The sequence below is a fragment of the Mesoflavibacter profundi genome (assembly GCF_014764305.1).
Classification (GTDB): Bacteria; Bacteroidota; Bacteroidia; order Flavobacteriales; family Flavobacteriaceae; genus Mesoflavibacter; species Mesoflavibacter profundi.
In genome coordinates this window covers 2,545,217-2,557,361 of the sequence record NZ_CP061703.1, presented here as the reverse complement: position 1 = coordinate 2,557,361, position 12,145 = coordinate 2,545,217, and the positions used below count along the sequence as shown (strand labels likewise).

The window sequence follows — 12,145 nt, the reverse complement described above, 5'->3', positions numbered from 1 at the left end:
ATATTAATTTATTTAACAAAAAAACACCTTCAAAAGAAGGTGTTTTTTATTCATTTTTTAAATTAAACTACTATAGTGCATTATCCATAATTTCTTGAACAACTTCTGGATTTAATAATGTACTTGTATCTCCTAAATTACTAGTGTCTTTACCAGCTATTTTACGTAAAATACGACGCATAATTTTTCCGCTTCGTGTTTTTGGCAATCCATTTGTAAATTGAATTTTATCCAACTTAGCAATAGGTCCAATTTGCTCAGTAATTAATTGATTAATCTCTTTTCGTAAGTTATCGTGGTTACGACTTTCTCCTGTTTCTTTTAATGTAACATAACCGTATAATGCATTTCCTTTAATATCATGCGGGAAACCAACAATTGCAGATTCTGCAACAGCTGGATGTTCGTTTATAGCATCTTCTATTGGAGCAGTACCTAAGTTATGACCGGAAACGATAATGACATCATCCACACGACCTGTAATACGGTAATATCCTACTTCATCTCTTAATGCGCCATCGCCTGTAAAATATTTGTTATCATAAGCCGAGAAATAGGTGTCTTTGTAACGTTGATGATTGCCCCAAATAGTTCTTGCCATACTTGGCCAAGGGAATTTTATACAAAGTCTACCATCTACTTGGTTACCTTTAATTTCTTGTCCGTTTTCATCCATTAATGCTGGCTGAATTCCGATAAATGGAAGTGTCGCATACGTTGGTTTTGTTGGCGTTGCAAATGCAATTGGCGTAATCATAATTCCACCAGTTTCTGTTTGCCACCATGTATCTACAATTGGTGCTTTTTTCTTTCCTACGTTATCATCGTACCAATGCCAAGCTTCTTCGTTAATTGGTTCTCCAACGGTTCCTAACACTTTTAAAGTTGACAAATCGTGTTTTTCTAAATGGTCTACACCTTCTTTTGCTAATGCACGAATAGCTGTTGGTGCCGTATAGAATTGGTTAACCTTATGCTTTTCTACAATTTCCCAGAAGCGTCCAAAATCTGGATAACTTGGCACACCTTCAAACATAACTGTAGTAGCACCGTTACATAATGGTCCGTAAACAATGTAACTGTGACCTGTAATCCAACCTATATCTGCAGTACACCAATACACATCTTTTTCGCGATATTGAAACACGTTTTTAAACGTGTATGCTGTATACACCATATATCCTGCAGTGGTATGCACCATTCCTTTTGGTTTTCCTGTAGAACCTGAAGTATACAAGATGAATAACGGATCTTCTGCATTCATTATTTCTGGTACGCAATCGTGATAAGCATCGTCTAATAAAGGTTGTAGCCAATGGTCACGACCGTCTTTCATAGTAATTTCACTATTAATACGTTTTGCCACTAAAACGCTTTCTATACAATCACATTCTTCTAAAGCTTCGTCTACAATACCTTTTAAATCAATTGTTTTTGCACCACGATACGATCCATCACTTGTGATAACCATTTTACATTCTGAATCGTTGATACGCGTTGCTAATGCTGTAGATGAAAATCCTGCAAATACCACAGAATGTATCGCACCAATTCTTGCACAAGCCAATACAGAAATGGCTAATTCTGGAATCATTGGTAAATAAATACACACGCGATCGCCTTTACCAATACCTTTTTCTTTTAACACATTTGCCATACGACAAACGCGTTCGTGTAATTGGCGATATGTGATATGTTCTGCCTCTTCTTTTGGATCGTTAGGCTCAAAAATTATTGCGGTTTTATCGCCTCTTGTGTATAGATGTCTATCGATACAGTTTTCGGTAATATTTAGTTGCGCGCCTTCAAACCATTTTACTTCAGGTTTTGTAAAATCCCAACTTAATACGTTGTCCCATTTTTTTCGCCACATAAAATGTTCTTCGGCAATTTCTTCCCAAAAAACTTCTGGGTTTCTAACCGATTTACGGTAGACTTGGTAGTATTCTTCTAAGTGTTTGATATGATAATTACTCATAATTGATATATGTTATTTTAGTTTTGTTTTAATTTTAATAGGTCTCGACTGTGCTCGACCAGACATTTTATTTTATTTATATTTTATCTCTTGCTCTCTCATTTATTATGCTCAATGACCAATGTTTTGCGATTAGCCAAATTAAATTCATTGAGATTTAATGTATCCCAATATGATGGGTTTGATATACTGATTTTATTTCATCTATAATCGCGATATCGTCGATGGTTGATGGAATGTTGTATTGTTGTTCGTCTGCGATATTTCGTAACAATTTACGAAGAATTTTACCACTTCTTGTTTTTGGTAATCGGTTAACCACAAGTACATCTTTAAACGATGCTACTGCACCTATTTCTTTTCTAACGTCTTTAATAATTTCGGTCTGAATTGCCTCATAATCTGTAGTTGCGCCAGATTTTAAAACCACTAAACCTAATGGTTTTTGACCTTTAATTTCGCAATGCACACCAAAAACTGCACATTCTGCAACCGAAGCATTAGACGCTACAACTTCTTCCATTTCGGCAGTAGATAATCTATGTCCTGCAACGTTAATAATATCGTCTACTCTACCTGTAATAAACACGTAGCCATCTTCGTCTTTATAACCACCATCGCCAGAAAAATAATATCCTGGAAATCGTTCTAAATAACCAGATTTAAATCGTTGCGGATTTTCCCAAAGGTTTAAAAGCGTACCTGGTGGCAATGGTAATTTTGCAGTTACCAATCCTTCTACACCAGCTTCTACTTCTTGGCCTTCTTCATTTAAAATTTGAATATCATAACCACAAACCGGCAAACTTGCAGAACCAGGTTTTACGTCTTGTAATTGCACGCCAACCATATTAGCTAGCATTGGCCAACCACTTTCGGTTTGCCACCAATGGTCTATTACTGGAACTTTAAGCTTTTGCTCGGTCCAATGTAATGTTGCGACATCACAGCGTTCGCCAGCCAAAAATTGATATCTTAAACACGATAAATCATAGTTTTTAATCAAATCGCCTTCAGGATCTTCTTTTTTAATCGCTCTTATAGCTGTTGGCGCTGTAAACATCACTTTTACATTATGCTCGCTAATAACACGCCAAAAGGTAGATGCATCTGGTGTTTTTATTGGCTTGCCTTCAAAAAGAATAGTTGTATTTCGGTTTAATAAAGGTCCGTAAACAATATAACTGTGACCAACAACCCAACCAACATCACTTGCTGCCCAATACACATCGCCTTCTTCTACACCGTAAACGTGTTTCATCGAAAATTTTAATGCAGTTGCATATCCACCAGTATCTCTAATAATTCCTTTTGGTTTTCCTGTTGTTCCTGAAGTGTATAAAATATATGATGGATGAGTTGCCTCTAGCGGAATAGCATCGATAGAATCTGAATTTTCTACCAATGTTTTATAATCTACATCGTAAGGTTTGTTAGGAATTTCTACATCTTGTTCTCTATCAAAAACGATAACTTTTTCTGGCTTGCTTTTAGCTTGTTTAATAGCTTCGTCTACAAACGGTTTATATGGAATAATTCTATTAATCTCTATACCATGCGACGCTGTAATTACTGCTTTAGGTTTGCAATCGTCTATACGAATTGCTAACTCATGTGGCGCAAAACCACCAAATACAACCGAGTGAATTACACCTATCCTAGCGCAAGCTAACATAGCATAAATGGCTTGCGGAATCATAGGCATATAAATAATACACGTATCGCCTTTTTTTAATCCTAATGCTTGTAATCCGCCAGCAAGTTTTGATACTTCCTTATGTAATTGATTAAAGGTGATGTGTTTTTTAGTGTTAGTAACTGGCGAATCATAAATTATTGCATTTTGGTCTCCAAATCCATCATTAATATGCTTATCTATACATAAATAACTTAAGTTAAGTTGTCCATCTGCAAACCATTGGTAATAATCGTGTTTATCTTTAGAAAGTATAGTGTTTGGTTGCTTAAACCAATCTAGATTTTGCGATTGCGTTTTCCAAAAATCTTCTGGATTATCTATACTAGAATTATAAAATTTTTGATAATCCATAACTACGATTTTTTAGCATTAAATAATCCAAACCAGTTAGGATTTAATATTTTAAGCTTAATTAAAGCCCAAATTATAAGCACAAAACAAAAGCCCATAACTATAGAAAGCATAGGCGAAGTAGCTGTTTGACTTTCCCATTTAAACCTTAAATAAAGCGTAGCAACTATGTAGATACTAATTATTATATCTGATGCTAATGGGTTAATACGAAGTCTCATTGTCTTTAGTTTTAAATTAAATACTTATTTGTTTGCACACAAAACCAATATTTAAAATAGCCTTAAAGACTTAATAAATTATGTTAATAGTTCTAATACTTCAGAAACTATTTTTTTTACAGAAAAGGGTTTAGTTAAATATTTATCGGCTCCTAAATTTAACCCTTTTTCTATGTCTGAAGCCTTATTTTTTGCAGTTAAAAACACCACTTTTGTGTTGTTTAAACTTTGATTGTCTTTTATATGCTGCAGTGTTTGATAACCGTCTACATTTGGCATCATTATATCCAACAACACTACATCTGGAGTTTGGCTTTTTAAAATATCTAAAGCCTCGCTACCATCTCTTGCTATATACACTTCAAAATCTTGTTTTTTAAATGTATATTCTAACGACATGACTATGTTTGGCTCGTCGTCTACAATTAAAATTTTCTTCTTCATAAATATTTAGGATAAATTTACTTAAAAGGTAACGTAAAAACAAGTGTTGCGCCATTTTTTAAGCCTTTTTTAGCCCAAATTTTTCCGTTGTGTTTTTCTATAATTTGTTTGGTGATTGCTAATCCTAATCCGCTTCCTTGCGGTTTAATGGTATTTTGATGTTGCGATTGGTAAAATTTATCAAAAATATAGTCATGATCTTCTTGAGGAATACCTTTACCGTTATCGCTTATACTTACTTCTATTTTACTATTACTAAGCTTGTAATCTACTATAATTTTACCGGAGTTTTTATCTGCAAACTTTATCGCATTAGATAGTAAATTAGTTAACACTTGTAAAATCCTATCTTCATCATAGTTTAATTTAATTGAATGCGGATTTTTAATACTAATCTGTACATTTTTTTTAGCTGCAATATGATGTATAGACGCGACTGCTTTTTTGATAGTTTTTGAAATATCATTTTGCCTAACATCTAGATTTAACCTTCCTGTTTCAAGCTTTTCAAAATCTAAAATATTATTGATTAATCGTCCTAAACGATCGGAATCCTGAAGTATATTTTTTAAAAACTGCTGCTTAATTTCTTTAGCCATTTCATCTTCTTCATCCATTAATAACTCTGTTGCAGCTCGTATTCCTGTAATTGGAGTTTTAAGCTCATGCGCAACGGTATCTAAAAATTCGTCCTTTTGTTTATCTTTAATTATTAACTCGTTATTTGCTTCTTTTAACTGCGAAGATAATTGCGATAATTGTTCGGACTTTTCTAAAAGCACTTTATTGTTTACTATGTTTTCTTTAGATTCTTCTAAAATCTTAAGTACTTCTACTAAACTAATTTGTTCTTCTTTTACAACACTTGCTATTAATATTTTAGCTGAAGCAGAACCAATACTTCCTGTTAACAATTTTTCTGAAAAATTAATCAATCTTGCATCTGCTAATTGTGTATCCTGCGGAAGTTTATATTTAGTGAAAAAGATATTTAATGCACGATTAGCGCGTTTTTCTCCCAAAAACCGAACTAAAACATTTTTTATATCATTAACATACGCTTCTCCTTTCCAGACTAAAGCACTATCTTGTAATGTGGTAAAGTTTTTACTATCTACGTACATTTCGGCATAATTTCTTTCTCTATAATTTCCTTTATATATTAAAGAAAATATTAAATAACATAGCAAGTTTACAGACATACTCCAAAAAAATGCATGCGCTGGCGGACTTAGAAAATCTAAACCAAAAAGCGCATAAGGTTTTAATAAATTTATACCAAATAATCCTTGGTCTGTAAAATAATCTGTACCTGTATAAGCTTTTAAAACAAATGGTAAAATTAGCGTATAGGTTACGACTGAAACACCAACTAACATACCTATAATTGCAGCTTTTGCAGAGCCACGATTCCAATATAAGCCAATAAAAAAAGAAGGTGCTAATTGTGCTATTATGGTAAACGAAATTAATCCTATAGAATACAGCGATAATTCTCTAGAAAAAGACACGTAGAAAAAATAGGCGATAATAATTATGGAGAATATAGAAATCCTTCTAATATTTTTAATGTATTTAGAATTTCGTTCTGGCTGATTTTTAATGAATTTATCTAAAAAACCATAAGGAATAATTAAGTTGTTACTAACCATAGTAGATAATGCCAAAGTAGAAACAATAACCATAGATATTACTGCCGAAAAACCTCCAAGAAACACTAATGTTGCAAGGAAAGAATGGTTTTGTTCCAATGGTAAAAGCAATGTAAAATACTCTGCATTTACACTTTGGTTAAACGTTAATTCTCCTGCCCAAGCAATAAAAATTACAAACACATTAAAAAGCAACAAATACAAAGGAAACATCCAAATGGCTTGCTTTAAATGTTTTTCGCGATTATTCTCTAAAACAGAAACCTGAAATTGTCTAGGCAATAAAAAGATAGCCATAAAGGATAATCCCATAGTAAAAGCCCAATTAAAACCTTCTTCTAAAGAATCTAAAGTTGTTAAAGGCTTTAAATCTTTTACTGCCGAAATTTTATTGTAAATATCTGAAGTACCATCAAACAGATAAAAAGTCACATAAAGTCCAACGATAAGAAAGAAGACTAATTTTAAAATAGACTCGAAAGCAACAGACGCAATTATACCTTTATGCTTCTCTGATGCATCTGTGTTTTGTGTACCAAAAAAAGCTGCAAAAATTGCTAAAAGCAAAGCAACGTAAAATGTAGAATCGTCTAATATTGTAGTCGAAATATAACTTGTCTCATCAGACATGATCTCAAAAGTCTCCGAAACTGCTTTTAATTGCAACGATATATATGGCAACGTACCAAACAAACAAATTATGGTTACTAAAGCACCTAAAAATCTATTATTTCCGTAACGCAAAGAGATAAAATCTGCTATAGAAGAAATTTTATGTTGTTTAGAAATCCTAATAATTTTTCTAAGAACGACTATCCATAAAGGTGCAGCGATAATTGGTCCTAAATAAATTGGTAAAAAGTTAATTCCAGAATTTGCAGCAATACCAATACTACCGTAATATGTCCAAGCAGAACAATAAACTGCTAAAGATAAAGTATAAACGTATGGATTATTTACCCATTTACTTTGACGCTTTTTTTCGGCAATAAATGCAATGTAAAATAAGACAGCAAGGTAAATTACAATTATTATTACTAGTGCGTAATTACTCATAATGACGTTTTAAAACAATAAAAGAAATAATTACAGAAAGCAACCATACTAAAAAAATACAGAAGTAAAATATTGGAATACCAAATACTTGTCCTTCTTTATTAAAGATTAACACAAAAGGCACATTAAATAATAAAAATAATGTGATAGATAATACTACAAGTTTTTGCTCGTGTCTTTTTTTCATTAGTTAATAAGTTGTTACTAATATAATAAAAATCAGCACTACCAAAGTAATGCTGATTTAACTAACTAAATTAAAAATATGCTCTTCTAATTTTTAGATTAAGAACAATTCTAATGGGCTGAAGCTTCACCTGCTCCAGAAGGTATTCTTATATTTTCTACCATATCTTGAACATCTTGAGGCGGCGCAGGAGTTAATCTAGAAACTACTACAGAAATAACTACATTAACACACATTGCAATAGTCCCAAATCCTTCTGGTGATGTACCAAACCACCAATCTTCTGCAGTTCCGCCACCAAACATGTTTAATTTAAATTTCATCATATAGAATAGCATTAAAACAATACCTACAACCATTCCAGAAATTGCACCTTGACTATTCATACGTTTGTCAAAAATTCCTAAAATAATAGCTGGGAAGAATGATGCTGCTGCAAGACCAAATGCTAAGGCGACTACTGCTGCTACAAAACCTGGTGGATTAATACCAAAGTAACCAGCAATTAAAATTGCTATAAAAATTGAAATTCTTGCCCAAGTTAATTCGGCTTTGTCTGAAATATCTGGTTTTAATTGTTTTTTAATTAAATCGTGAGAAATTGAAGTTGAAATTACTAAAAGTAATCCTGCTGCAGTAGACAATGCTGCTGCTAATCCTCCTGCTGCAACAAGTGCTATTACCCAATTAGGCAGATTTGCAATTTCTGGATTTGCAAGTACCATAATATCTCTATCTACATACAGTTCATTTTCAGCAGTATTTGCATTAGAGATCATTCTTTGGCCAAATTCTCCTCTTGCATCAGTATACGCTGGTTTTTTTCCTTCTAAAGCATTACCAGCTACATATTGTATTTTACCATCTCCATTTTTATCAGCCCAAGCAATTAAACCTGTATTTTCCCAATTTTTAAACCATTCAGGAATATCAGAATATTCTTTATTACTAACAGTTTCAATTAAATTAGTTCTAGAAAATACTGCAATTGCAGGCGCTGTTGTGTAAAGTATAGCAATAAATAATAATGCTAAACCAGCAGATTTACGTGCGTCTTTTACCTTAGGTACAGTGAAAAAACGTACAATAACGTGTGGTAATCCTGCTGTACCAGTCATTAACGCTAAAGTTATAGCAAAAACATCCCAAGTAGATTTTGTTCCACTTGTATACTCGTTAAATCCTAATTGCGTATGTAATGCGTCTAATTTATCTAATAAAAATTCTCCGCCTTCTACAGTTCCTCCCATTCCTATTTGAGGAATAATATTACCCGTCATTTGCATCGAGATAAAAAATGCAGGAACCATAAATGCAAATATTAATACACAATATTGTGCTACTTGCGTATAGGTAATACCTTTCATTCCTCCTAACAAAGCAAATGTTAGTACTACAGCCATACCAATTATAACACCTAAGTTAATATCTACTTGTAAAAACTGTGAAAATACTATTCCTACACCACGCATTTGACCAGCAACGTAAGTAAAAGATACGATTAAAGCACATATAACTGCTACAGTTCGTGCCGTATTAGAGTAATATCTATCACCAATAAAATCTGGCACTGTAAATTTTCCAAATTTTCTTAAGTATGGTGCGAGTAATAATGCTAGAAGTACATATCCTCCAGTCCAACCCATAAGGTAAACCGATCCGTCGTATCCAGCAAAAGAAATTATCCCTGCCATACTAATAAAAGATGCTGCACTCATCCAATCTGCAGCTGTAGCCATACCGTTTGCTAAAGGAGAAACGCCTCCGCCAGCAACATAAAAATCTTTGGTTGAGCCGGCTCTAGCCCAAATTGCAATTCCGAAATACAGAGCAAATGTTAGCCCTACTAATATCCATGTCCAAGTTTGTACACTCATAATGTTTTATTTTAAAGTTAGTTAAGGCTTACTCGTCGAAACCGTATTTTTTATCTAATTTGTTCATAATTCTTACGTAAACGAAAATTAGGATTACGAATACATAAATTGATCCCTGTTGGGCGAACCAAAAACCTAGCTTAAATCCACCAAGTCTTATTTCATTTAAAGCATCTTTAAATAAAATTCCGCAACCGTAAGACACTACAAACCATATTACAAGTAGTATGATTAAATACTTTAGGTTTTCTTTCCAATACGCTGTAGCGTGTTTTTGTTTATCTGACATAATCTTATTAAATTATAGTTAGTTTTTTATAGAAAAATATGTGTTTGAAGTCTAAAGATATTTGAAGATTCTGCTCCATTAGCGCCTTTAGTTCCTGTGGTATATTCTGCTGTGATTTTTGCAAAATGTCCGTTTATGTAATAGTTTAATCCTAAGCCTAACTCGTCACTAGAATTAGGTGTAAAATCCATATTTGCAGTATTGTAAGTAACGTAAGGCATTATATTATAATTTCTGAATAATAACCCAACTTGACCGTGTACTACAGTACCAGAAGATGGTACTAATCCACCTGTACTAAATCCATCTGTATCACCATAATTATAGTTATAATATGCACCTAACGCGCTTATTGCCAAATCTTTGTTTAATGGTGCATCATAAAACGCATCTACTGCAAAGTGAGTGACAGATTCTCTATTATTAATATCATTAACCGCTAATGCATCTGGATGATGGAAAAATCCTGCACCTAAGCTTAAAACCTTTTTCTTACCTAAGTAAGTTCCTACTAGGTAAGGTAATTTATCAGACTCTTTGTCAAAAATGTCATATTTAAAATAACCTGCATAATTCCATACTCCAGTACCAACAGAATTATCTACTTGATAGGTAGGCGCAGCGCCTAAAGTACCAATATTTGTTCTCGCATTATTTGCAGCAACGCGATAGCTAAATTTCCCTAAAGAACCTTTAGCATAAATCCCTAAATGACGTGCAAATTGATCACTTGTTGTGATATTGTTCCAAGGAAATAATCTAACATCAGAATTACCAGCACCAGGATTATCTAAAGTCATCATATTTAAGGTACTTTGATTTGATAATCTTGAAATACCATTCCAGTAATGCAATCCAGAACCAACATGAAGTTTTCCTGGTTCTATAGCAAACTCTGCCCAAGCATCATGTAAAAACAATAAACTACTATTATTTCCTGTTTGAGAGTTTGGATTTGCACTTAATTTGTCTGCACTTAAACTATTAAGTCCAAAATGAGTTAAAATTAAAAAACGAGGTGAAATTTGTGCGTAAGCTAATAATCGAGATCTTCTAATAGAATGACGTAAACCTTTTTGATTACTATTGGCTTCTAACCATAATTGATGCCAAGTAATAAATCTAATGTATTTACTGCCATCTTCGTTAAGATTAATTTTTAATGGCTTGTAAGAATGGTCTTCTTCTTTTTTTTCTGCTTCTTGACTATAACCTAAAAATGGTATAGCTAATACAGCTGCCAATAAAAATAAGAAAGTTTGTTTTCTCATAATTTAAAGAGTTAGTTAGTGAATAATTTAATATTGGTTTTGTGTGCACTACTAAGCTCTAAAAAAGTATGTGTTAACAGAAAATTAATATATATATCTGTTAATTTTATATACTAATCTTTAAAACGTTCCCATTTAATTAGCATAAATTTATCTCCAAGCTCTGTCACTACTACGCCAGCACCTTTTATATTATTTGGATTTTGAAAGTAAACACCTAACTCGGAAGCATTTAAAATTTTATAAGTTGGATGATAATTAGAATTATATGGTCGTTTTATATTGTATTTTTTTACCCAATTCATAATACTAACGTGTGACACACCTAAAATGCGTTCTATTTCTCTATACGTTAACCCTTCTAAATACAACTGTAAGGATTTGTTAACGTAATAATCGTCTATCTTCTTCCCTATTTTATTAACAGAAAAAAAATAGTTGCATTTTTTACATTTATAACGCTGTCTATTGTTTACTATTCCGCTTTTAATGTAATGGTCAGATCCACAATTTGGACATAAATCTACAGTCATATATATTATTTTAGCATAAATATATCATTTTAGCAATATAATTACAATTTTTAAGGTAAATTTTTAAGCTTATCACAATTTTATAAATCACAAAATATTAAGTATGCAATATTTTAACCCTATAAATGAATAAAAAACAAAACCCTGTAAATTTTAATTTTACAGGGTTTATCCACAATTTAATATTAAACTAACTATTTATTCATGGATTAAAATACTTATCTTCTTCTGTTGTTAATATGCGAGAATGAATTATAAATCGTAACCCTAACGGAATTTCTAAAGAAAAACTTGCGCCTCTTCCTTCAGTTATATCTACAGTTAAATGTGTATGCTTCCAATATTCAAATTGATCTTTATTCATATAAAAAGGGACATCTACTATAGTTCCTAGTTGAATATCACTTTCATCTAAATACATATCTTCTTTTTCAAAGATCATTGGTGCAGATCCATCACAACATCCGCCACTTTGATGAAAAATTAATTCACCATGCTTTTGTTGTAGTTGTTTTACAACTTCTGCAGCTTTTTCTGTTATATCTATCCTTTGCATAGGTTTAAATTTATAAAAAAGACTGAATTTA

Annotated in this window: 11 protein-coding genes; all 11 read right to left on the bottom strand. The window is 32.4% G+C overall.

What is annotated here, in order from left to right:
* Positions 1–70: 70 nt before the first annotated feature.
* The 11 genes from acs to IFB02_RS11445 all read right to left on the bottom strand — a co-directional run bounded on the left by acs (position 71) and on the right by IFB02_RS11445 (position 12,114).
* The gene (acs, locus tag IFB02_RS11495; protein WP_106688489.1) at positions 71–1,978 is read right to left on the bottom strand and encodes an acetate--CoA ligase; all 1,908 of its coding nucleotides are present in this window, start codon (positions 1,976–1,978) and stop codon (positions 71–73) included.
* A 157-nt stretch (positions 1,979–2,135) separates the two neighbouring features.
* On the bottom strand, positions 2,136–4,028 hold the full coding sequence (locus tag IFB02_RS11490; RefSeq protein ID WP_106688488.1) for an acetate--CoA ligase: 1,893 nt from the start codon (positions 4,026–4,028) through the stop codon (positions 2,136–2,138).
* 2 nt (positions 4,029–4,030) lie between these two features.
* Positions 4,031–4,249 carry a hypothetical protein gene (locus tag IFB02_RS11485; RefSeq protein WP_106688487.1) on the bottom strand — a complete coding sequence of 73 codons (219 nt, stop codon included), beginning with the start codon at positions 4,247–4,249 and terminating at the stop codon, positions 4,031–4,033.
* 78 nt (positions 4,250–4,327) lie between these two features.
* Positions 4,328–4,693 (bottom strand): response regulator transcription factor, encoded by a 366-nt coding sequence (locus tag IFB02_RS11480; RefSeq protein ID WP_106688486.1) that lies wholly within the window; start codon positions 4,691–4,693, stop codon positions 4,328–4,330.
* A gap of 17 nt (positions 4,694–4,710) precedes the next feature.
* A complete protein-coding gene (locus IFB02_RS11475; protein WP_106688485.1) occupies positions 4,711–7,401 on the bottom strand; it encodes a sensor histidine kinase in 2,691 nt (896 codons plus the stop codon).
* Positions 7,394–7,588 carry a hypothetical protein gene (locus IFB02_RS11470; protein ID WP_106688484.1) on the bottom strand — a complete coding sequence of 65 codons (195 nt, stop codon included), beginning with the start codon at positions 7,586–7,588 and terminating at the stop codon, positions 7,394–7,396. The genes IFB02_RS11475 and IFB02_RS11470 overlap by 8 nt, the downstream gene beginning before the upstream one ends.
* Before the next feature lie 110 nt (positions 7,589–7,698).
* Positions 7,699–9,465, bottom strand: a complete 1,767-nt coding sequence (locus IFB02_RS11465) for a sodium:solute symporter family protein (protein WP_106688483.1) — start codon at positions 9,463–9,465, stop codon at positions 7,699–7,701.
* A gap of 28 nt (positions 9,466–9,493) precedes the next feature.
* Positions 9,494–9,754, bottom strand: coding sequence for a DUF4212 domain-containing protein (locus IFB02_RS11460; protein WP_106688482.1), 261 nt, complete (start codon positions 9,752–9,754; stop codon positions 9,494–9,496).
* A 26-nt stretch (positions 9,755–9,780) separates the two neighbouring features.
* Complete coding sequence (locus IFB02_RS11455) at positions 9,781–11,025, bottom strand: porin (protein ID WP_106688481.1); 1,245 nt, start codon at positions 11,023–11,025, stop codon at positions 9,781–9,783.
* Between the two features lie 113 nt (positions 11,026–11,138).
* A complete protein-coding gene (locus tag IFB02_RS11450) occupies positions 11,139–11,558 on the bottom strand; it encodes a transposase-like zinc-binding domain-containing protein (RefSeq protein ID WP_106688480.1) in 420 nt (139 codons plus the stop codon).
* A 202-nt stretch (positions 11,559–11,760) separates the two neighbouring features.
* Positions 11,761–12,114: a DUF779 domain-containing protein gene (locus tag IFB02_RS11445; protein ID WP_106688479.1), complete on the bottom strand. Its 354-nt coding sequence runs from the start codon at positions 12,112–12,114 to the stop codon at positions 11,761–11,763.
* Between the last annotated feature and the right edge of the window lie 31 nt (positions 12,115–12,145).

What these genes read in the sequence shown, in the direction of transcription:
- acs (WP_106688489.1), bottom strand. Translation starts at nt 1,978, where the DNA reads ATGAGTAATTATCATATCAAACACTTAGAAGAATACTACCAAGTCTAC.
- IFB02_RS11490 (WP_106688488.1), bottom strand. Translation starts at nt 4,028, where the DNA reads ATGGATTATCAAAAATTTTATAATTCTAGTATAGATAATCCAGAAGAT.
- IFB02_RS11485 (WP_106688487.1), bottom strand. Translation starts at nt 4,249, where the DNA reads ATGAGACTTCGTATTAACCCATTAGCATCAGATATAATAATTAGTATC.
- IFB02_RS11480 (WP_106688486.1), bottom strand. Translation starts at nt 4,693, where the DNA reads ATGAAGAAGAAAATTTTAATTGTAGACGACGAGCCAAACATAGTCATG.
- IFB02_RS11475 (WP_106688485.1), bottom strand. Translation starts at nt 7,401, where the DNA reads ATGAGTAATTACGCACTAGTAATAATAATTGTAATTTACCTTGCTGTC.
- IFB02_RS11470 (WP_106688484.1), bottom strand. Translation starts at nt 7,588, where the DNA reads ATGAAAAAAAGACACGAGCAAAAACTTGTAGTATTATCTATCACATTA.
- IFB02_RS11465 (WP_106688483.1), bottom strand. Translation starts at nt 9,465, where the DNA reads ATGAGTGTACAAACTTGGACATGGATATTAGTAGGGCTAACATTTGCT.
- IFB02_RS11460 (WP_106688482.1), bottom strand. Translation starts at nt 9,754, where the DNA reads ATGTCAGATAAACAAAAACACGCTACAGCGTATTGGAAAGAAAACCTA.
- IFB02_RS11455 (WP_106688481.1), bottom strand. Translation starts at nt 11,025, where the DNA reads ATGAGAAAACAAACTTTCTTATTTTTATTGGCAGCTGTATTAGCTATA.
- IFB02_RS11450 (WP_106688480.1), bottom strand. Translation starts at nt 11,558, where the DNA reads ATGACTGTAGATTTATGTCCAAATTGTGGATCTGACCATTACATTAAA.
- IFB02_RS11445 (WP_106688479.1), bottom strand. Translation starts at nt 12,114, where the DNA reads ATGCAAAGGATAGATATAACAGAAAAAGCTGCAGAAGTTGTAAAACAA.